Raw genomic sequence first — 21,395 nt, forward strand, 5'->3', positions numbered from 1 at the left:
AATAATTATCGAAAAACAATAATTGCATGATTGGCAGACTTTTTTGTGCGTCTGACATTAAAGTGACATTACGTTTAGGATAAAATAGGATTGTCGCTGTAATTTTCGGCTTAATGGAAAGAAAAACTACATAACTTTGTCTTTGATGCATGAATTTTGCGTTGGAGCATGTCAGCTTAAGTGTTGAGAGAATAAAAATAGCCGACTTGGCGGTTTTGAGGGAAAGAGAGCTGAAATTTAAGATGCTAATTGAGAGCTTGCGTGCGCAACGTGCGACTTTTATGTGGGTTTGCGGCACGGCTGTTATTGTGCTGGGGAGTTTGTATCTACTGGGTGAAGTACAATTGTTGCCGGCATTAATAGGTATTGGTGCTTTTGTGGCAGTGGTCGTGGGACGAAGTGTAATTACGCACTATCTTGGTCGTGAAGAATTGCCAGATACTCTTAAACACAGCGGTGAATTGACCAATAAAGAATTCCGTTCTGTTCTTGTTAAAGCAATGACTGAGCCGTGTATTTTTGTAAATCCTGAAGGGCGTGTTGAGGTTGCTAATGAAGCAGCGCGTCAGAATTTTAGGTTCCGTGGTGAAATGCCAATCCTGTCTTCTGTCGTGCGCCGGCCTGAAATGTTGGGTGCTGTTGAAGATGCGCTTAGTGAAAAAGAACCGCAGGATTTTGCCTTTGTTGAACGCGGAGAATACGATCGCACATATGCGTGTGTGGCTGCTCCTGTCAAAACAAATTCTGGGCTTGGTGTACTGATTACAATGGAAGATCTGACAGCTGTTAAGCGTGCGGAATTGGCCCGTGCAGACTTCCTCGCGAATGCAAGCCACGAACTTAGAACACCGCTGACATCTTTGGCTGGATTTATAGAAACCATGCGTGGGCCTGCAAAAGATGACCGCGAAGCATGGGATCATTTCCTTGAAATTATGGAAGGGCAAGCTGAGCGGATGCGCCGCTTGATCAATGACTTGCTCTCTCTATCTAGGATTGAGTTGAGTGAGCACAGGCGTCCGTCAACGAATGCGGATCTGGCTGCTGTTGTCAGTGAGGTGGGGGCCGCTTTATTGCCTGTTGCTGATGGTCAGCAGGTGAAAATAAACATTACAGGGCAGGCCAATGGAATTGAAGTGATGGGGGTGCGTGATGAATTGGCCCAAGTTGCTCAAAATCTCATAGATAACGCGATTAAATATTCCGAACCTGATGATGTGGTTGAAGTTGAAGTGCTGACAGGGCTGAGCCAAGACGAAGCATTGGAAAAAGCAGGGCGGCGTATGGATGGCGCGGCGCAATTTTCTATCACGAATAGTTTGGGCGGCGCGGCGACAAAATATGCCGTTTTACGTGTGCGCGATAATGGTCCGGGGATGGACCGTAAATATTTGCCGCGTCTATCTGAGCGTTTCTATCGCATTGATCCTGGTCGTGGCCTTAAAAAAGGGACAGGTCTTGGGCTTGCCATTGTCAAGCACATTATGAACCGGCATCGCGGCGCATTTCTTGTCGAGAGTGAGCTGGGTGTAGGAACGGCGTTTGGGGTATTGTTTCCGCTTTCACATGAAGACAAGGAATTGTCTGATCTGGATCAATTGCTGGAAGAGCGTGCCTTTCGTAAAAATGTGCCCAAGGAAGCGACAGGAAGCTAATTCCTTTTACTGGCATTTAACATATAATCGCTTTGTTCATTATCTGGCATTCAAATGAACGTTTACGGACGTGTTTTCCGTGTTAACGCGTTAATGCAACAAAACCGTCGCAAAAACATGGTAACGCGATCTTGAATTATGTGGTCGTAAATTCTCAGTGTACTGAATTTGTTGTCCCTGATGGGGGGGATCGAAAGTCGGCTGAAGTGCGATGTTGAGGTTTGGATTTAGCGCGGCAAGCATGTATTAAGGGTGTTATGAATAGCCAAACTGTATTAAATATCTCCAATGAATTGGAGCTGCTCACAGGCGAATTGTCAGGCATGGGTGGTCTTGTTGAAGACATGCTCAGTGATGCGCTATCGGCTGTGATTACCTATGATGTCGAATTGGCACTTGAAGTTGTTGATAGAGACGCGCAGCTAGATTTGCTTAAATCGAAGGTAGAACGCAGTATTTTTGATCTGATTGAGCGCAGACAGCTCAAAGGACAGAATTTACGTCAGGCTCTCGCAGGCATGAAGGTCGCGGTTGAATTGCGCCGTATCGGAAATCTGGCTCGCAGCATTGCTAAACGTACCTCCCACCTAAAAGATTATGAACGTTCAGATCAGACCAAATCACTTGCACGGATGGGGCGGCTGGTTTCATCTCAATTGAAACGCGTTCTGGATGCTTATAGCGAGCAGGATATTGAAACTGCTCTTGATGTGCGTGAACGTGACGAGGAAGTGGACGAATTTTACAATTCAATCTTCCGCATCATGGTGACGTATATGATAGAAGATGGTCGTAAAATTGGTGCGTGTGCGCACTTTATGTTTATGGCCAAGAAACTTGAGCGCGCTGGTGATCATTGTTCTCAGATAGCTGAAATTATTCACTATTCTGAAACGGGCGACTATCCAGCGACCGAAAGGCCGACAATAGATGACGTATAATTTTAACGAGACTCCGAAAGCTTCTGGGAATAAGCATTCTTCTACAACGCCTTATGCTTTGATTGTTGAAGATGAAGAGGCGCTAGTTCAATTGCTTCAATATAATCTGCAAAGTGAAGGTTATGAAGTTGGCGTTGCAATGGATGGTGAGATGGCGTTGCTCATGGTTGAAGAGCGCCAGCCAGATATTGTTCTGCTTGATTGGATGTTGCCAAAATTATCGGGTATCGAAGTTTGTCGTCGGTTGCGTAGTCGCGACACCACGGGAAATCTACCAATCATTATGTTGACTGCCCGCACAGAAGAGGCTGATCGTATACGCGGCCTTGATACAGGTGCAGATGATTATATCGTCAAGCCGTTTTCTATGACTGAACTAAAAGCGCGTATCCGTGCGGTTATGCGCCGTATTCGACCAGGTCTAACAGAAGATAAAGTTGTAGTTGGTGATCTGGAAGTGGATCGGACAGCGCATAAAGTTGCGCGTGCTGGTCAGCAAATCCACTTGGGTCCAACAGAGTTTCGTTTGCTAGATTATTTGATCCAGCACCCTGGGCGTGTTTTCTCGCGAGAGCGGTTATTGGATGCGGTCTGGGGCTCTGACATTTATGTTGAGGCGCGAACTGTTGATGTGCATGTTGGGCGTTTGCGTAAGGCATTGAAAATGGAGGGGTTAGTTGACCCTATTCGCACTGTACGTTCTGCTGGCTATGCGCTGAATGCGGGCGAAAAATAACGCGCCTACATTGGGCTGACTGCACGTATTGAAATCGACATCTATAAAAAATAAGCGGCGCTTCTGGGTGTAATTGAAGCGCCGCTTTTTATTAAGTTGGGTAAGATAGTTTGGGTGGACTAGCCAGCCATGCGAGTGGCTTGTCCATACGTGTTAGTGCGCTTGCGCTTTGATGGTTGGAAAGCAAGCTTTGCATGTTCTGAGCAATAAGGTGAATCACCATCTGAAGAGTGGCCGCAGAAACCAAAATCTGGATCTGCTGGGTCCCCGATTGGCCATTTGCACATAGAGTCAGATACAGTCATCACAGTGACCATGTCGCCATTTCCAAGGCGTTTTGGTTTCACATAAGCTGCTGGTGCCATACGTGAAGGTAGGGCAGGTAGAGACTCTTTTGGAGTTCTGTTTGGTGAGCTTGCCGGTTTTGCTGTTGCTGCAATCGGTTGCGTTACTTGTGGCTTTGGACGCGCCAAACGTGGTGGACGCTTAACTGGGCGTGAAGGTGTTGCTCGTCCTGAAAGTCCTAATCTGTGTACTTTTCCAATAACAGCATTGCGCGTTACGCCGCCCAATTGTTTCGCTATTTGACTTGCACTGTGACCTTCGGCCCAAAGCTTTTTTAGCTCAGTTACACGTTCTTCTGTCCACGCCATTAGTCTTTTCTCCATCAGCCCTAGCGAAATAGGTGAATCAATATATTGTTTTCACTCGCCTAAGTCGCGCCCTAGTTTCCAAGATATTGTAGTTAACAAATCATTACACACAACATCTCGTGAGGGTTATTCACAGCTGATTCTAGATATAGGTGGGGATAAATCGAATGTTCATGGTTTGACCCATATTTTTTTTGTTTTTGGCCTTTCAAATTCGGCATCAGTTTCTAAATGGATAGTAATTGGAGGCTGTTTGTCATGGTAGATAACGTAGCTGTTGTTGAGAATAAGAGTGCAGAGTTTCAGAATTTGGCGGAAACTGGCGTCATTGCGCGCCCTCGTCAGTTCGGTGCTTTTAACTGGATCGGTCTAAAAACCCTTTATAAAAGAGAAGTCAGTCGATTTTTAAAAGTCGGTATGCAGACGCTTTTGGCCCCTGTGGTGTCGGCGCTTTTGTTTATGGCTATTTTCAAACTAGCTTTTCCAGATCGCGGTGATGTTGGTGGTGTTCCTTTTGGAGACTTTATCGCGCCGGGTATTATCATGATGGCGATCATGAATAATGCATTTCAGAATACATCCTCTTCAATTACGATTGCGAAAGTTCAAGGAAATACCACTGATTTCCTTATGGCACCGCTTTCTTCTTTAGAATTAGCACTTGGATTTTTGGCCGGTGGTGCCTCTCGTGGGCTATTGGTTGGCGGTGTGACTTTGGTGTGTATTGGTCTGCTTGGTGTTGCTGATATCTCTCTGCATTCCATTCCCGCTTTTCTATTTTATTCCGTGACCGCATCATTTATGATGGCGGCTATTGGCTTGCTGGGCGGAATTTGGGCAGAAAAATTTGACCATCTTGCAGCGGTTACAAACTTTGTTATCTTACCGCTCACTATGCTTTCGGGTACATTTTACCCTATTACCGTGTTTTCTGAGCCATTTGAAACCATGTCGCATTTTAATCCGTTTTTCCACTTGATTGACGGCTTTCGCTATGCCTTCACAGGCTCATCGGATGGCTCTCTTATGGTTGGGATAGTGGCTTCTTTAGTGCTTGCAGTGGTGCTTTGTGGTGTGTGTTGGGCTGTTCTGCGATCTGGCTATAAGATGAAAGCCTAAGCGCCCCTTTTATTTCAGACATTGACATATTGCCTACGGATGCTCATAGACCATGAGCTTCCGTAGGTTTTTTCCCTCCAAACGCAAGAGGACACCCCAATGCGTGAAGCTATGATGCCCGTATATGCTCCCCCTGAAGTCGTTTTCGAACGCGGCGAAGGCTTGCGACTATACTCATCAGAGGGACGAGAATATCTAGATTTTATTGCAGGTATCTCGGTTAATTGTCTGGGCCATGCGCATCCAAAACTTGTAAAGACCCTTCAGGAACAATCTGAAAAACTATGGCATATTTCAAATATGTTCCGCGTACCCGAAGGGGAACGTTTAGCTGAGCGCTATACTGCTGATACGTTTGCTGATCGTGTGTTTTTTACAAACTCAGGAACAGAAGCTGTTGAATGTGCGATTAAGACAGCGCGCAAATATCAATATGTGAGCGGCAAAGAAGACAAATACCGTATTATCTCGTTTGAGGGCTCATTCCACGGACGCACACTTGGTGCTGTGAATGCGGGTGCTAACCCAAATTATCGTGAAGGTTTTGGTCCTGCCATGGAAGGCTTCACGCATCTGCCATTTGATGATGTTGATGCTTTCAATGAAGCTATGGGCGATGATGTCGCTGCTGTTCTTATCGAGCCTGTGCAAGGCGAGGGCGGTTGCCGCGAAGTGCCAGAGGCATTCTTGAAACTCCTTCGTGAAAAATGCGATGAGTTTGGCGCATTGCTTATCTATGATGAAGTTCAGTGCGGTGCAGGCCGTACCGGTAAATTGTTTGCTTATGAATGGTTTACGGATGTTGAGCCCGACATCGTAACTGTTGCCAAAGGTGTCGGTGGTGGTTTTCCTTTGGGAGCCTGTCTAACAACAGAAGAAGCTGCCAAAGGCATGCAACCGGGGTCACATGGTTCAACATATGGCGGAAACCCAATGGCAATGGCCGTTGGTAATGCTGTCTGGGATGAGCTGACAAGTGATGGGTTTCTAGAAAACGTTCAGCGTGTTTCTGGTGTGTTGACGCAATCCTTGTCTAGCCTAATTGATCGCTATCCTGATCTTGTTGATGGTCTGCGTGGTAAAGGTCTGTTGCGCGGTATTGCGCTTAAAATTGATCCAATGGCCATTCGCAAAAAGGCATTGGAAAAAGGACTGATTATCGGAACCGCAGGCGGCAATGTTGTGCGTCTTGCGCCGCCATTGATCGCAACAGATGAAGACGTGTTGAAGGCCGTTAGCCTGATTGATGAATGTTTGGCTGAAGTGCAGGCTGACACACAAGGGGAGAGTTCGTCATGAGCGTTCGCCACTTTCTAGATATATTCCCGCTTCCCGCTTCTGAGCTTCGTGCTATTTTGGACAATGCCAAATCACGTAAAAATGCGCGCGCTGGTATGCCTAAAGGCAGTGTAGATCCTGATGCTGTGTTGGCTGGCTACACATTAGCTATGATCTTTGAAAAAAGCTCGACACGTACGCGTCTTTCTTTTGATATGGGCATACGTCAGCTTGGCGGGACATCTATTGTACTTAACGCAGCAGACATGCAGCTTGGGCGTGGGGAAACAATTGAAGATACGTCACGCGTGTTATCGCGCATGATTGATGCGGTGATGATCCGTGCAAACAGTCATGCAGATGTTGAAGCATTTGCTGCTGTTTCTGATGTGCCTGTCATTAATGGGCTGACGAACACATCTCACCCTTGCCAGATCATGGCTGACCTTCAGACACTTGAAGAGCATGGCCTTGATCTTAAAGGCGCTCGTATTGCTTGGGTTGGCGATGGCAATAATGTTGCGGCGAGTTTTGCGCATGCTGCGCCGAAATTTGGCTTCTCTCTCGCACTTGGTACGCCTCAAGGGTATGAGCTTCCAGAAATAGATATTGAGCGTGGGCGTCAAGAACAAGGCCGCATTGATATTTACAATGACCCTGCCGAAGCTGTTGCAGGCGCTGATGTTGTTGTCGCTGATACATTTGTATCTATGGGCGACACGGATGCTGATAAGCGCCTGAAGGATTTAATGCCTTTTCAAGTCACGCAAGACTTGATGGATAAAGCCAATGGCGGCGCGAAATTCCTGCATTGTCTACCAGCTCACCGTGGTGAAGAAGTGGCGGCTGAGGTTATTGATGGTTCCGCCTCGCTTATCTTTGATGAAGCGGAAAATCGCCTTCATGCACAAAAAGCCGTGCTTGAATGGTGTTTGAAGAGCTAATCATCTTTCATAATAATAATCTAGAAAAGCGCTGAGAAATCGGCGCTTTTTTTGTGCCTATATTCCCTAATGCATGAGTTTACCCAACTGCTACTGTTCACTCGCTTGTAATCGCGGTAAATTGTTACCAAATATTGTGCACATACTCTTATATAGTGAGGAAAACTCCATGACAGGTACACGCGATTATAATGGTGTCACATTGGACGAAGCTGGCCGAGGCCGCATATATGGTTCAATCCTTGAAACTGTCGGAAACACGCCTCTGGTACGTGTCCCAGCCCTTTCAAAAGCAGAAGGTCTTGAGTGTGATTTTCTTCTAAAGCTTGAGTTTTTTAACCCGATGGCGAGCGTGAAGGACCGTATTGCTTTGGGTATGATTACCGATATGGAAATGACGGGAAAATTAAAGCCGGGCATGACATTGGTTGAGCCAACATCGGGCAATACAGGTATTGGGCTTGCATTTGTGGCGGCATCTAAAGGTTATCACCTTATTCTGACAATGCCGGAGAGCATGTCGATTGAGCGCCGCAAAATGCTAACAATTCTTGGTGCAGAAATAGTGTTGACACCAAAAGAAAAAGGCATGGGCGGGGCGATTGCCAAAGCTAATGAGCTGGTTGAAAGCATTGAAGGCGCAGTTATGCCTAGCCAGTTTGACAATGGCGCAAACCCAGCCATCCATGAAGCAACAACAGCTCAAGAAATCTGGCGTGATACAGATGGTGCCGTTGATGCGGTCGTTTCTGGTGTCGGAACTGGAGGCACGTTTACTGGGTGTGCGCGTTATTTGAAAGCGCAAAAGCCAAGCGTTCAGATGTTTGCCGTTGAACCTGAAGCAAGTCCTGTCTTGTCAGGTGGCGAACCTGGCCCGCACCCCCTTCAAGGTATCGGTGCCGGCTTTATTCCTGGCAATATGGACACGAGTTTGATGGACGGCGTTGTTAAAGTCGCGAATGCAGATGCACTTGGAATGGCGCGTCGCTTAGCACATCTTGAGGGTGTTCCAGTTGGCATTTCATCCGGTGCTGCGGTGAAAGCAGGGCTTGAAGTTGCAAAACGTCCAGAGATGAAGGGTAAGACGATTGTCGTTATAATTCCTTCATTTGCAGAGCGTTACCTATCAACAGTATTGTTTGAAACACCTGACGTTTAAGTCGAAATGAAAAAAATAAGGCCTCACCCCTGCAAATGGGGTGAGTGAAGTGTTATCTGCCCTCAATGACTCAATTTACTTCAACACATATTGCGTCGCCAACTGGCGACATAGATACCGTTTCTAGCTTCCAGTTGGAAAACGCGACGGTTCGCGGTCGTGTCACCAAGCTTGGTGATATGACAATTGACAGCATTTTAAAGCGTCATGATTATCCGTTATGGGCTGCGCAGATATTAGGTGAGGCGTTAGCATTAGCTGTGATGACAGCAGCCACGGTGAAGGTTGATGGCCGGATCATGGTGCAAGCTGAAGGCGATGGCCCCATTAAATTGCTGGTGGCCGAAGCACGCACGGATGGTGATGTGCGCGGCTATGTGCGCCTGAATGACGAAAAGTGGACCGCGCTTGTCGAGACGTTTAAGGACGAAAAGCCTAAAGTTCCTGATCTTATCGGTGAGGGTGTTATGGGGCTGATCATCATTCAAGATCAGGAAAACACAACGCCTTATCAGGGTATAGTGCCGATCGAAGGTGATACGCTGGCTGAATGTGCGCAGCATTATTTTAATCAGTCAGAACAAATCCCAACACGCGTGCGACTTGCTGTTGAGCAAATTGCAGAAGAAGGTGGAACTGTTCGCTGGCGTGCTGGTGGTATGATTATCCAGAAAGTTGCTGGAGATGATGCAAGGGGCGATACTGAAGAGGATTGGGACACAGCGCGTGCCTATTTCGACACCTTAAGTGATGAAGAGCTTACGTCCGAAACATTAGCTTCTTCTGGATTATTGTATCGTTTATTCCATGAAGAAGGTGTGCGCCTAGAATTGCCAATCACACTTCAGGATAAATGCCCATGTTCTGCTGAACGGTTTAAAACCACTTTAGCAGCCATGCCAAAATCTGAAGTGCTTTATCTTGCAAAGGATGAGGATGAGCTTGTTGCTGATTGTCAGTTTTGCGGCCGTATCTACCGGATACCCACCGAAGACGTGCTTAAACTTCAGCTTTAATTTCGCCAGAATGAAGGCGAGAGAATAACAAAAATGGAGATGAGTTCTAATCGTCCAAGTAGCATGGCGGTGATACACATCCATTTCGCGGCGTCCGGCAGGGGCTGAAAAGTTCCTGCTGGCCCAACGATTTCACCCAGCCCAGGGCCGACATTACATATCGTCGCTGCTGCTGCTGAAATGGCTGTGAGTGGGTCTAATCCAGTCATGGCGAGCCCGCAGGTTAACACTGCAAAAGATGCCAAAAACAGAAATACGAAAATCATAATGGATTGAAGTGTCGTTTCCTCGACGCGTTTTCCAGCATACCGCACTGGAGAAATTTGGTTAGGCCGTATCATTTGCTTGGTATAGGAAATCATGGCTTTAAAGGCGATATGAACGCGGAAGGTTTTCAATCCACATGATGCTGAACCAGCAGTTCCACCCAAAAACATCATTAAGATAAATATAGTAGCTGGAAAAGGCCCCCATGTATTGAAGTCTTCAGTCCCAAATCCTGTGCCTGAGAGAATAGAAATGACATTGAACGCCACCATTCTTAGCGTGCCTTCAGGCCCGACCTCAACTTCCTGATGGTAGGCAATATACATCGCCATAATGACCGAACCTGCTATTGCAAAACAGCACCAGACCAAGGGCTGGGGATCTTTGATCACAAGCTTCCATTTTCCATGAAGTGCAATCACCATTAATGCGAATGGCATGGAACAAATCGACATGAAAATCATCGCGACAATATCAGCATGACCTTCAACATATGGTGCAAAACTAGCATCGGTGACAGCAAAACCACCCGTAGATACTGTGGACATCGCCATGGTGATAGACACAAATCCGCTCATACCAGTCAGGCGATAAAGCCCCGCGCATATTACCGTAAGTCCCAGATAAACATAGGTTGTTTGTAGGGCGATTTCTCCAATGCGAGGCAGAAATTTCTCTGATGTATCCGAACTTTCAAGGTGAAATAACTGCATTCCCCCCAAGCGAAGGGACGGCAAAATGGCGATGGCCGTGACGATAATTCCAATACCGCCAATCCAGTGCAGAAGTGATCGCCATAAATGCAGGCTGGGTGGGTAGTTTTCAATCCCAGTCATGATGGTGGCACCGGTGGTTGTCAGGCCAGACATGCTCTCGAAAACAGCATCTGTGAAGCTCATACCAAAGCCAATAAAGAATGGGCCGGAAGCAACAAACACAAGGACGACCCATAATAATACCGTCAATACAAAGGCATCATGCGTTCGAATTGGCACTTTCTCGACGCGAGCAGATAAGGCCATAACACCGCCAAGCGTGATCGAGGCGATAGAGAGAAGAAAGAATATTCGCCATTCGTCCCGGTCTGCTTCAAGGTCGGCAACAACACAGGGCAGCATGAACAGGCCAAGCCCCAGCGTCATCAATCCCATGGCGTATAATAATGGCCTGAGTTTCATATCTAATATGTTGCTCTAATTGGGTCGCGATGAGTCATAAGGGCTATCTAGGGAGAAAGCTGGAATGTCGACAAACATATCTTCGCCGCTGCCATTGTCGAAAGTAAACTGGCCTTGCATTATACCAGATGGAGCGGTTAGCGGTGCACCAGATGAGTATTGGAAGGTCTTGCCAGGTTCTATTGTCGGCGTTTTTCCGACTACGCCTTCACCTTCAACTTCTTGCATACCGCCATTGCGATCAGAAATCTTCCAATAACGTGTCATGAGTTGAACTGGATGATCATTGAGGTTTTTAATCTCTATGGAATAGGCCCAGACATAGCGATGATCCTTGGGAGAGGATTCGGCATCCAGAAAACGCGGCGTCACCCGAACGATGACACCATTTGTTTCTAACTCATATGTATGGGCTTGGCTCATGCCTGCCGCACTCCTGATCATGGACGAAATACATTTCGACTAAGTGATACCGTATTGCAGCAGACATGCCACTTTATTTCTTGCTAAATTCTATATCTGCATAAAACTTGTAAAACTATAGTGCTTTATCGAGGGCATTTGAGAAGTCGGCAATCAAATCATCAGGGTGTTCTAAACCGATAGACAAACGCGCCCAGCTATCATTTAGACCCACTTCAGCTTTTTCCTCATCAGATAAAGTTCGGTGAGTTGTCGTCGTTGGATGACAGATTAGCGATTTCGCATCGCCGAGATTATTAGAAATCGTGACGATTTCAAATGCATTGAACGCCTTGAAAGCAGCTTCTTTGCCACCTTTAAATGAAAGTGCAATTAGCGTTCCGCCACCAGTTTGTTGTTTCTGGAAGATGTCATATTGGGGATGATCTTTACGGCCCGGATAGCGCACTTCAGCAATGGCAGGGTGATCTGCAATAAAGTCAGCCACTTTCGCAGCTGTGCTTGCCATGCGTTCGACCCGTAATTCCATTGTTTCTAGTCCCTTAAGAACTACCCAAGCGTTGAAGGGGGAAATCGCGGGACCCGTGTGTTTAAGATATCCATCAAATATTTCGTCCATGGCTTCTTTTTTACCAAGGATAGCACCGGCCAATACACGCCCTTGTCCATCCATGTGTTTGGTGCAGGAATAGACAACCCAATCTGCGCCTAGCTCAAGCGGTTTCTGACACATTGGCGTAGCGAATACATTATCGACAACAAGTTCAGCGCCAGCAGCGTGAGTAAGGTCTGCAATGGCTTTGATGTCAGCGCCTTCAAGAAGAGGATTTGATGGGCTTTCGATTAAGACAAGGCGCGTCGGCTTAGAAAGCGCTGCTTTCCATGCGTCCATATCCACGGCATCGACAAATTCCACCTCAATACCAAATTTTGGCATTAGGTTTTTCAAAATCCACGTACATGATCCAAACAGCGCTTTGGCAGCAACAATGCGGTCGCCTTGCTGACAAGGTGCAATCAATGCAGCAGAAATCGCAGCCATGCCTGAGGCTGTACAGCGACATGCTTCAGCACCTTCAATAAGGGCAAGCTTGTCTTCAAGCATCTGGATTGTTGGGTTTGCATAGCGTGAGTAAACAAAGCCGGGTTCATCACCAGCCATGCGCGCTTGAGCCGTTTCTGCATTCGGGTAACAATAGCCAGATGTCAGGAACATGCCCTCGGATGTCTCACAAAATTCCGAGCGCATACGTCCGCCATGTACTAAAGTTGTTGCAAGTTTAGCAGAGTCGCGGTTTGACTGTTCGTTCTTGTCGGCCATAGGTGGATCTTTCCTTCTTGTTCGGTCTGCATAGGGATCTTGATAATTACAAAGGGTCAAGTCATGACCGGACGCAAAATTGAAAAAACTCCCATTGGAGTGCTACCAGATACCCAAATTCAGTCATTGTGTGACTCTGAAGTGATTTCTTCGGTAGATGGACTTGCAAATGATCAAGTTCAACCCGCTTCCATAGATTTACGGTTAGGGAAAACAGCTTATCGAATGCGCGCCAGTTTTTTGCCTGGGCTGGGTAAAAAAGTAAGCGATTACTTTAATGACGATCTGGTGATGCATGAGCTGGACCTTACGAAAGGCACAGTGCTTGAAACAGGGTGTGTTTATCTTGTGCCATTGAAGGAAGTTCTCAATCTTCCTGAAGGTTTATCCGGCGCGGCAAACCCTAAAAGTTCAACTGGTCGTATCGATGTGTTTGTTCGCATGATTACCGATGGTTCTGATAGGTTCGATGCAGCACGAGCAGGTTATTCTGGTCCTCTTTATGTTGAGATTTCACCGCGTACATTCTCTATTCTTGCGCGAGAAGGCGATCGCTTGCTCCAGCTTCGTTTAAGAAATGGCGAGCAGAAAACCATTCGTGATGAAATTTTCTCTATAGATCTAAAACCGGGCAATGATGATATTGCCGGTTATCGTGCCAAGCGGCATTCTCGCGTCCTCGATCTAAAAAATATAAACGGACACAAAATCGAAGATTTTTGGGAACCGGTGCGACCTTATAATGGCGCACTCGTGCTTGATCCGGGAGAGTTTTATATTCTTGCCTCCAAAGAAAAAGTTGTCATCCCTGTAGATGAAGCAGCTGAAATGGCACCCATTGCGCCCGAATTTGGTGAGTTTCGTGCTCATTATGCTGGCTTCTTTGATCCGGGTTTTGGGGTGGAAGGTTTGGAAGGCAAAGCTGTGCTAGAAGTTCGCTCTCGCGAAGTGCCATTCATCCTGACAGATGGCCAGCCAATGGGGCGTTTGGTATTTGAGCCAATGGTCGCAAATCCTAAAGTACCATACGGGGCTGCGGGATCATTCTCAAACTATCAAGGGCAGGGCCTTAAGCTCTCAAAACATTTCGGAATGAAATAGGTTTGTAAAGTTAGCTTGACTAAATGACAATGAAGCCTTACATGTAAAGCGAGCTTTACATGGAGGTTGATCGTGGCAAATTCTTATTCCCTAGCAAACAAACGCTATAAGCGTGATTTTGCGATTTTGATGTGTTTTTATGTGGTGGCTTGTTTCGCTGGGCCGCTCCTAATTAGTGCTTTTCCTGAAAAACCAGTTTGGATGGCGGTTTTAGTTTCAATCCTAACGGCGGCACCTGTCATTGGTGTGTTTTATCTTACTTGGCGGTTATTGCGGGAAACGGATGAATATACGCGAGCTAGAAAAACCGAAGCGATTGTTTTAGGCGCAGGTATCACCTTTTCAATTTGCATGCTTTGGGGCTTTCTCGAATTGTTTGAAGTTGTCCCAAACATGTGGACATTCCTCGTTGTTCCGATGTTCTTTGCCAGTCAGGGGATAGTGTCGTGTGCTCGCCATTTGTTCGAAAAGAGCGCGGCTTAGAATGGATATGTCGATAAACGCAAAAGAGGCGATTATGATTGAACAACGCATTGTGAAAGATTTTGATTATCTTTTCGTACTTCTATGGGCGGTCTTACAGGTGGTATTGGCTTTTTTCTTTTTGAAACCAGAATCTCATCAATTCCTTGCTGCTGGAATGGCCTTAATATCTGGTATTTTAACGCTAGCCGTAATGAAGGTTATATTCACTAGAATGAAACGGATGGACGAACTTCAGTCAATCATGGTTTTTAAGGCTTTAGCGTCAGCTTTGTTTTTTGGACTAAGTTGGGTGTTTTTTATGGCCGCTTATCATATGGCTATGAATATGGCACCGTATGAAAATACTGTGAGTTTGTTGTTTGTGTTGCCACCATTAGCAGTTGGATTTGCAGCTGGTATGATCCATCTTCAAGAACGAAAACTTCGACAGGATATGGACTGAATTATATGAAAAACCATATCAAGGTTTTCAGGGCACATCGAAAAATTAGTCAGGCGGCTCTTGCAGACTTACTAGATGTGTCGCGTCAGTCTATCAATGCCATCGAAACGGGCAAATATGACCCTTCTTTACCTCTCGCATTTAAAATCGCACGCCTTTTCGAAGTACCAATTGAAGAAATATTTGAATACGAAGCAGATCAACAATTGGCCGACACTAAATAGAGACCAACACAACATTTTAGGCACACTAGGCTGAACAAGACCCGCCACCCAGCACACAGAAAGTCGCACAATAAGTGTGGTTTAGTGGCACAGGTTTGCGGGCATCTTGAAGTGTTTGGCCCATATCAAAGCGCGTATCATAGGGCAGCAATGTGCAGGGCAATGCGGTTGTATGCGTCTGCCCTTTACGTTTGACGATCATTCGCTGACTGGCGCACATAATGTCTTTGGGGTCTTTATTTAAAATGCCCCAGCATGCTGTTGTAATTTCTGGTGGGTCAGAATTAGGCGTCATTTCAGGAAACAATACTAGTGATATCGGATTGTTGGCATTGATAGAAAATCCTTCAATATCAAACAATTCCGCATAGCCTTTTCGCGCTGTGTGTTCACACTCATTATACAGAGCACGCCCTGCTATTGTGATTTGAAAGCCATGCCCTGATAGCCACCGCAATCCCATCATCGCGGTTTCAAAACTGCCTGTACCGCGTTCTTTATCGTGATAATCTGAGGTGAAATGGTCGAGGCTTACACGCAATGTGAGCTGGTTTCCAAAGCGTTCTTTTAGGTTGATAAGTCCGGCCTGAATGCGGGGGCGCATCATGGGTTGCATGGCATTTGTTAAAACCAAAACTGAGTGCCCACGAACCAGAGATTCTTCTAGCATATCAATAATTTGCGGGGCCATGAAAGGTTCGCCGCCAGTAAAACCTATCTCAACGCCGCACTCATTCTCGCTTTCCAATTCATCAAAAAAGGGAAGGATATCTGCAAGCGTAAGATAGACGAGTCGATCATTGGTGGGTGAACTTTCAATGTAGCAATTCGCGCATTCAATATTACAAAGCGTACCTGTGTTGAACCACAGAGTTTTAATGCCAGAAAAAGGCACAATTGCCCGCGTTTCACCCTTCGCTGTGATACGGGGATCGTCGAACTTTTTCAAAGAATAGAGCGCTTGTTCCATAAATTCCGTTTTAGAGATGTTTTACTATTTTCATAGTCACTTTGCCGTTACGACATGTGAGAATAAATTCAAAAGAATAGATTTTGCGCCTGAATGAAAAGTTGAATAAAGAGCAGATGAGCAAAGGAAAAAGCCATATGGACCTCTCGCAAACAGCTCAAATGCTAGAAGCAACAGCGCGCGCGATCTATAAAGAACGCGGCCCAAATGCCATGCATCCCGGTCAATGGGCTGTGCTGCGTTTTCTCGCTGGAGCAGATGAAAAAGCAAGCGATTTGAACGGTGTAGCTAAATATTTAAATATCACAGCAGGACCAGCCTCACGTGCATTGGCAGCCTTGGAAGAGAAAGGTTTAGTGATTGGCGAGGTGAGATTAGATGACCGCCGCAAACGTCGTATGCGGCTTTCTAAATCCGGCATAGCGGCACTAGAAAATGACCCGATTAAACGCGTGGAAACAATACTGAAAGACTTGCCGCAAGACCAGCAGACTGTGTTTGAAGCAACGCTAAAGCATCTTCATACAAAACTAATTGAGGACTGAAACATTGATATTGCTATTGCGGATCTAGGATTTGACCGTCCTGCATGCCGGCATCCATTGCTAGCGTAAAGGCTTGAAATGCCTCAGCTTCTGTGGCCCATGGGCCAAGATAGACACCGTAAAAATCCTTGCCATTGGCACGGCGCGGAATAATTTTAGAAGACCCTATCGCATATAGTTTGGCATGTAATTTTTGAGCGTTTTCAAAAGACTGAAATGAACCGGCTTTAATCGTGTAACCTGATGCATTGGATGGCAAGGTCTGCAATTGGGGCGTGTTGGATCGCGAAATTGGATTGATTTGGCTGGAGGCAACGGAGCTTCGACCCAGGGGAACACCTTGTGTGAAGGTCAGTGTGCGCCCTGCATATTCTTCATCTGTTTTTTGACGTAGGCGTGCATCTTCCAGCTCTCTTTGCTCTTCAATTGGCATAGGAACAGGCAGGGATTGGGCGAAAGCGGCATTCATCACGCTAAAGGAGAGGGCTGCAAAACCAGCGCAAATCAGAGTGGATTTTTTGAAAACGGACATGGCATTCGGCCCTTACTACTATAACGCAAACATCTACAATAAACGCAGGAATTGGTTAACCATTGGCTTAGAATGCGGCATGTTGATGACGGGATATTGGTTTTTGCAGCAGAGTTGTTATGTACACGCATAGATCAATTTCTAGGATGCCACCCCATGTCTCATGCGCCAATGCAATATTCAGCCGATAAAGCCACCAAATATGATGAGGTGTGCGCTGAGATTTTGTCCGTAGTCTCTGGTGAGACGAGTGTGACAGCACGTTATGCAACGGCCGCCTGTCTGCTTGCGCAGGCTTTTACTCCAGTGTTTTTCTGGACTGGCTTTTATGTAGTTGATCCGCTTAAAGAAAATGAACTAGTCGTTGGCCCGTATCAAGGCACACTTGGCTGTTTGCGCATCCCATTTGGGCGGGGTGTTTGCGGGGCAGCAGCCGCAAAGCGCGAGACGCAAGTGGTTGAAGATGTGCACGCATTTCCCGGACACATTGCCTGTGATAGCCGCTCAAATTCAGAGATCGTGGTGCCTGTGTTGAATGCAGATGGCAGCTTGGCAGCGGTGCTGGATGTTGATTCAGAACAGCACGCTTCTTTTGATGACATAGACAAAGAAAAGCTTGAAGCATTATGCGCGAAGCTATTGGTGATTTAAAGGGAATGATCTGATTTTATGGATCAATCTGCAAAGCTGAATGATGAAGCAGGACAGACTTTATTGGATGCTTCTCACTATAGGATCTCTTATTTTGACAGAGGGTCTGATCAACTCGTCATTACCTTCAATTCTATGGGCCAGATATTAGAGGACGACTTTGGACGACATTTTTTCAAGTCTATAAATATTAGCCAGATAAATGTTGCTTGCTCACCCAAAGATTTCTTTCAAAGCTTATCACGAGAAAGCTTTTTGCAGGCCGTGAGTTCGGTTATTGCGCTACATACAGATATTGTAATCTATGGAACAAGTTTGGGCGGGTATGCTGCCATTTACTTTGGAAGTTTATTCAATGCACGCATATTAGCGATAGCGCCGCGTTTGCCTATCCATAGCTATATGGAAGGGTTGCGTTCTTATCATCCCGACATTGAACTTCTGCATACGGACCTTAATCAAATATATAGTATGCAAAATAGCGTGCTTGTTGTGTTTGATCCTGAAGATGAAGCAGATTCTAAATTTGTGTCTTATTTTCTGACGGGACGAAAGAATACCAGATTGATCACGCTAAATGGGGCTGGTCATTTTATTCTCAAACAACTTAACGCTATCAATATGCTGGGGCCTTGTATTGAGGGGTTTATAAGGTCGGGAGATTTTGGGGAGGATGCGATTGATGTCAGCGCGTTTACACTGCCGCGCCGCGCTAAGGCGGAGGCTGCTTTAAATCATGGCGATTTAGCTGCTGCGCGCATTGAGATTGAATATCTGATAAAAATCAGGACCGGACATGATCCGTTTATGACACCATGGGGATTGATCAAACAATATGTTGAGCTGTGCGATGAGATTGATATTGAGTTGCCGCGCATATTGCCGACTGAATTTGCCACCTTATCGCGCCGCATGGGGCAGCCTTCAACCCCGCAAAAAATGATGGAAGCGATTATCAAGCATAATTATCTAACATGCCAATATCAGGCGTGTTTGTCGCTCGCAGAGTTGGCGCGTGTTCGTTACCCTGAAAGACAAATTGCTCGAACTTATGTTGAGAAAGCAAGGATTGTGATTGGTAAAATTGGGCCAAATCAAATTCCAGATTGACGCAAATAAAAAGGCCGCTTCAATTAAGAAGCGGCCTCGCATTTAAAAATCCGGAGGGGTCTCGCAATATCATCAACATATTGCTGAATGAGAATCCGGTTTATGGCTTGCTTATGAAGACTGCCCCATAAGTTTACCATTCAACAAAGACCCAACCTGACCAGTTAAAATGCTCGACATCGGACCACCTCCTTTCAATACGTTAAACCTGATTTGAGTGTGTCAGAGGTTTTTATTTCTTGCAATAGGCTATTATAAAGTCGGGGAAGAAACGCCAGTCTTTACTCACCTGGTTTCAAATATCGGTCCAAGAAAGCATAGCGAGTATTCATCAAATGGATGCTCATATCTGTATCGCGGACACCGTGGCGTTGGCCGGGGTAAGTCATCATTTCAAAAGGTTTTTTTAGCTTTTGAAGTTCTGCATAAACGCGGGTTGAGTTGTCGAATGTAACATTATCATCCGCCATGCCGTGTATCATCAGCATGGGAGAGTTGAGGTTTTTCAGGTGAGGGAAAACTGAGGATTGTTCATAGCCCTCTGGGTTGTCTTGAGGGGTATCCATATAGCGTTCTGTGTAGAATGTATCATACAGAGCCCAGTCTGTGACTGGCGCACCAGAAACCGATGCCGCGAATGTGCCTTCGGGTGCTTTTAGCGTGGTCATTAGGGCCATATAGCCACCATATGACCAACCATTCAGGCCAATGCGAGAGCTATCGATGAAGGGTAAGGATTTAAGATATTCTACACCTTGAAGCTGGTCGCGCACTTCGATTTCACCTGTCAGGCGGTAGATGACATCTTCAAACTTTTTGCCGCGATTGAATGTGCCGCGATTGTCCAATCGGAAGACGACATATCCCTTTTGTGCGCTCATCACATCAGAGAGTAGCCATTGCTTATTTACACGCTGTACGTGCGGCCCACCATACACTTCGACGATGGCTGGGTATGTTTTAGTGGCATCAAAGTCATGAGGTTTTGTGATAGAATAGTGCAGAATCTGTCCATCTTCTGCGGTAATAGTGCCGAACTCTGGTGTGACATGTGCGTCTAGATATTCAAAATAGGGGTGCGTTTCATCAAGAGCGTTTTCTTCAACCCATGCGATGCGAGATCCGTCCGCTTTATACAAAGCAGTTTGCGGCGGTGTTGTTGGGGATTGGAAAGTTCCAACATAAGTTTGTGCATCTGCCGCCATGTTGATGGACCACAAACCACCAAGTTCTGTGATGCGTTCAATTGGGCTGTTGGCTTCTTTATAAGAGGCGCGGTAAAGGCCGGTTTCAATCGGGGTATCTTTATTGGCAGAGAAATACACATAGCCGTTTGTTTCATCCACAGCTTCGATGGATTTGACCACCCATTCACCGCTTGTGACTTGATGCGCTTTTGAGCCATCTGCATTGTGAAACGTGATATGGCGGTAACCACTTTCTTCTGTGGTCCAGATGAAACCACCATTTTCAAGCGCGTTGAAGTCTTTTGATAAATTGATCCAGTTTGGCTGCTCTTCAACATAGGCTTCGCGCACGCTGCCGGTTTTAAGATCAACTTGCAGCATTTCAAGGCGAGTTTGGTCGCGGTTGACGCGCTGAATGAAGAGAGAATTATTGCCTGCCCAATTGACGCGCGCAAGATAGGTGTCGGGTGATGCATCAAGCGCGACCTGAACAACGTCTCCTGTTTGTGTGTTTTTGACAAACACATCAACGATTGCGTTTGGGCGACCTGTACGCGGATAGCGTTGGTTGATGACTGTCACATCATTGGCTGCGATATCAAAACGCGGGATTATATCCACAGTGCTTTCATCAACACGTGTGTAGACAATGTGTTTGTCATCAGGTGACCACCACGTGCCAACATAACGGCTCATTTCTTCTTGGGCGACAAACTCAGAAACACCATAAGAGATAGCATTGTCTGGATCTGCATCTGGAGAGATTTGGCTTTCCTCGCCGCTGGCGAGGTTGATTGCATAGAGTGCGCCGTCACGGATAAAGGAGACCGTGTTTCCAGATGGAGAGATTTCTGCGTTGTATTCGAAGGCTTCTGTGGCTGTGAGCTGTTGAACTTCTGGTGTGGCACCCGTGAGTTTGACGACATAGAGGTCGCCGCCAATTGGGATAAGAATTTGTTCGCCGCGTTTATCCCAATCATAGGATACAATACCCGTGGTTCCGGCGATACGTTTGCGTTCGCGCAGGGCTTTTTCTTCTTCGGAAAGTTCAAAGCCTTCTGGTTCTAGCAATTGGGAATCAACCAGCATGGTCGCTTGGCCGGTGGAGACATCATAGGCCCAAAGGTCTTGGCGTTGGCGATCATCTTCGCGCGCTTGTAAGAATGTGAGTTTTGAGCCATCGGGCGAATATTTTACGGAGCTGGGAGAAGGGCCAGTCAAAGAAGGGGAACCGGCAATGCGTTCAGGCGTCAAAAGTTTCATTTGAGTTTTAGCTTCTGCTGATGTGGGTGTCCCATCAATAGCGCTATTTGTTGGCGCATCAATTGGTGATGTTGTTTGGTTGCTTGCAGGAAGAGATGCGCAGGCGCTTGCTAGCCCGAGACTAAGCGCGAGAAGAGAAACTTGTTTCAGCATGATATGATTTTGACCCCGAGATATGCTCGTTTTTAGATATT

General features: G+C 46.3%; 22 protein-coding genes. 15 read left to right on the forward strand and 7 right to left on the reverse strand.

What is annotated here, in order from left to right; translation table 11 throughout:
- Positions 1-242: 242 nt before the first annotated feature.
- From AC5EF3_RS03260 to phoB, 3 genes are all read left to right on the forward strand, one after another.
- The gene (locus tag AC5EF3_RS03260; protein ID WP_012778198.1) at positions 243-1,655 is read left to right on the forward strand and encodes a sensor histidine kinase; all 1,413 of its coding nucleotides are present in this window, start codon (positions 243-245) and stop codon (positions 1,653-1,655) included.
- Between the two features lie 257 nt (positions 1,656-1,912).
- Positions 1,913-2,596: a phosphate signaling complex protein PhoU gene (gene phoU / locus AC5EF3_RS03265; RefSeq protein ID WP_012778199.1), complete on the forward strand. Its 684-nt coding sequence runs from the start codon at positions 1,913-1,915 to the stop codon at positions 2,594-2,596.
- Positions 2,586-3,332 (forward strand): phosphate regulon transcriptional regulator PhoB, encoded by a 747-nt coding sequence (gene phoB, locus AC5EF3_RS03270; protein ID WP_493547009.1) that lies wholly within the window; start codon positions 2,586-2,588, stop codon positions 3,330-3,332. Before phoU ends, phoB begins: the two co-directional genes overlap by 11 nt.
- Positions 3,333-3,451: 119 nt before the next feature.
- On the opposite strand, the gene AC5EF3_RS03275 is transcribed toward phoB, so the two are convergent.
- Positions 3,452-3,985 (reverse strand): GcrA family cell cycle regulator, encoded by a 534-nt coding sequence (locus tag AC5EF3_RS03275; RefSeq protein ID WP_012778201.1) that lies wholly within the window; start codon positions 3,983-3,985, stop codon positions 3,452-3,454.
- Between the two features lie 258 nt (positions 3,986-4,243).
- On the opposite strand from AC5EF3_RS03275, the gene AC5EF3_RS03280 reads away from it, so the two are divergent.
- From AC5EF3_RS03280 to hslO, 5 genes are all read left to right on the forward strand, one after another.
- Positions 4,244-5,104: an ABC transporter permease gene (locus tag AC5EF3_RS03280; protein ID WP_012778202.1), complete on the forward strand. Its 861-nt coding sequence runs from the start codon at positions 4,244-4,246 to the stop codon at positions 5,102-5,104.
- Positions 5,105-5,203: 99 nt separating this feature from the next.
- Positions 5,204-6,403: an aspartate aminotransferase family protein gene (locus AC5EF3_RS03285; RefSeq protein WP_493547010.1), complete on the forward strand. Its 1,200-nt coding sequence runs from the start codon at positions 5,204-5,206 to the stop codon at positions 6,401-6,403.
- On the forward strand, positions 6,400-7,326 hold the full coding sequence (gene argF / locus AC5EF3_RS03290) for an ornithine carbamoyltransferase (RefSeq protein WP_012778204.1): 927 nt from the start codon (positions 6,400-6,402) through the stop codon (positions 7,324-7,326). The genes AC5EF3_RS03285 and argF overlap by 4 nt, the downstream gene beginning before the upstream one ends.
- 169 nt (positions 7,327-7,495) lie before the next feature.
- Positions 7,496-8,485: a cysteine synthase A gene (cysK, locus tag AC5EF3_RS03295; RefSeq protein WP_012778205.1), complete on the forward strand. Its 990-nt coding sequence runs from the start codon at positions 7,496-7,498 to the stop codon at positions 8,483-8,485.
- A gap of 65 nt (positions 8,486-8,550) precedes the next feature.
- On the forward strand, positions 8,551-9,501 hold the full coding sequence (hslO, locus tag AC5EF3_RS03300) for an Hsp33 family molecular chaperone HslO (protein ID WP_493547011.1): 951 nt from the start codon (positions 8,551-8,553) through the stop codon (positions 9,499-9,501).
- Here hslO and AC5EF3_RS03305 read toward each other — a convergent pair.
- The 3 genes from AC5EF3_RS03305 to metZ all read right to left on the reverse strand — a co-directional run bounded on the left by AC5EF3_RS03305 (position 9,498) and on the right by metZ (position 12,690).
- Complete coding sequence (locus AC5EF3_RS03305; RefSeq protein WP_012778207.1) at positions 9,498-10,946, reverse strand: TrkH family potassium uptake protein; 1,449 nt, start codon at positions 10,944-10,946, stop codon at positions 9,498-9,500. The genes hslO and AC5EF3_RS03305 overlap by 4 nt on opposite strands.
- 15 nt (positions 10,947-10,961) lie before the next feature.
- Positions 10,962-11,369 (reverse strand): Co2+/Mg2+ efflux facilitator ApaG/CorD, encoded by a 408-nt coding sequence (gene apaG, locus AC5EF3_RS03310; RefSeq protein WP_012778208.1) that lies wholly within the window; start codon positions 11,367-11,369, stop codon positions 10,962-10,964.
- A 115-nt stretch (positions 11,370-11,484) separates the two neighbouring features.
- Complete coding sequence (metZ, locus tag AC5EF3_RS03315) at positions 11,485-12,690, reverse strand: O-succinylhomoserine sulfhydrylase (RefSeq protein WP_493547012.1); 1,206 nt, start codon at positions 12,688-12,690, stop codon at positions 11,485-11,487.
- 63 nt (positions 12,691-12,753) lie between these two features.
- On the opposite strand from metZ, the gene AC5EF3_RS03320 reads away from it, so the two are divergent.
- The 4 genes from AC5EF3_RS03320 (at position 12,754) to AC5EF3_RS03335 (ending at position 14,943) form a co-directional block, all read left to right on the forward strand.
- Positions 12,754-13,791, forward strand: a complete 1,038-nt coding sequence (locus AC5EF3_RS03320) for a 2'-deoxycytidine 5'-triphosphate deaminase (RefSeq protein WP_015826202.1) — start codon at positions 12,754-12,756, stop codon at positions 13,789-13,791.
- 72 nt (positions 13,792-13,863) lie between these two features.
- Positions 13,864-14,274 (forward strand): hypothetical protein, encoded by a 411-nt coding sequence (locus AC5EF3_RS03325; RefSeq protein ID WP_015826203.1) that lies wholly within the window; start codon positions 13,864-13,866, stop codon positions 14,272-14,274.
- Position 14,275: 1 nt separating this feature from the next.
- The gene (locus AC5EF3_RS03330) at positions 14,276-14,719 is read left to right on the forward strand and encodes a hypothetical protein (protein ID WP_493547013.1); all 444 of its coding nucleotides are present in this window, start codon (positions 14,276-14,278) and stop codon (positions 14,717-14,719) included.
- 5 nt (positions 14,720-14,724) lie between these two features.
- Positions 14,725-14,943, forward strand: coding sequence for a helix-turn-helix transcriptional regulator (locus AC5EF3_RS03335; RefSeq protein WP_015826205.1), 219 nt, complete (start codon positions 14,725-14,727; stop codon positions 14,941-14,943).
- Between the two features lie 25 nt (positions 14,944-14,968).
- On the opposite strand, the gene AC5EF3_RS03340 is transcribed toward AC5EF3_RS03335, so the two are convergent.
- The gene (locus AC5EF3_RS03340) at positions 14,969-15,913 is read right to left on the reverse strand and encodes a radical SAM protein (RefSeq protein WP_493547014.1); all 945 of its coding nucleotides are present in this window, start codon (positions 15,911-15,913) and stop codon (positions 14,969-14,971) included.
- A 137-nt stretch (positions 15,914-16,050) separates the two neighbouring features.
- Between AC5EF3_RS03340 and AC5EF3_RS03345 the strand changes: the two genes are divergently transcribed.
- The gene (locus AC5EF3_RS03345; RefSeq protein WP_493547015.1) at positions 16,051-16,458 is read left to right on the forward strand and encodes a MarR family winged helix-turn-helix transcriptional regulator; all 408 of its coding nucleotides are present in this window, start codon (positions 16,051-16,053) and stop codon (positions 16,456-16,458) included.
- A 13-nt stretch (positions 16,459-16,471) separates the two neighbouring features.
- On the opposite strand, the gene AC5EF3_RS03350 is transcribed toward AC5EF3_RS03345, so the two are convergent.
- Positions 16,472-16,990: an SPOR domain-containing protein gene (locus tag AC5EF3_RS03350; RefSeq protein WP_493547016.1), complete on the reverse strand. Its 519-nt coding sequence runs from the start codon at positions 16,988-16,990 to the stop codon at positions 16,472-16,474.
- A gap of 156 nt (positions 16,991-17,146) precedes the next feature.
- Between AC5EF3_RS03350 and AC5EF3_RS03355 the strand changes: the two genes are divergently transcribed.
- Positions 17,147-17,641, forward strand: coding sequence for a GAF domain-containing protein (locus AC5EF3_RS03355; RefSeq protein WP_493547017.1), 495 nt, complete (start codon positions 17,147-17,149; stop codon positions 17,639-17,641).
- A gap of 18 nt (positions 17,642-17,659) precedes the next feature.
- Positions 17,660-18,751: a YqiA/YcfP family alpha/beta fold hydrolase gene (locus tag AC5EF3_RS03360; protein WP_493547018.1), complete on the forward strand. Its 1,092-nt coding sequence runs from the start codon at positions 17,660-17,662 to the stop codon at positions 18,749-18,751.
- 281 nt (positions 18,752-19,032) lie between these two features.
- Here AC5EF3_RS03360 and AC5EF3_RS03365 read toward each other — a convergent pair whose 3' ends face one another.
- Positions 19,033-21,354: a S9 family peptidase gene (locus tag AC5EF3_RS03365; RefSeq protein ID WP_493547019.1), complete on the reverse strand. Its 2,322-nt coding sequence runs from the start codon at positions 21,352-21,354 to the stop codon at positions 19,033-19,035.
- Positions 21,355-21,395: the final 41 nt, after the last annotated feature.

This window comes from Hirschia sp. (genome assembly GCF_058892565.1).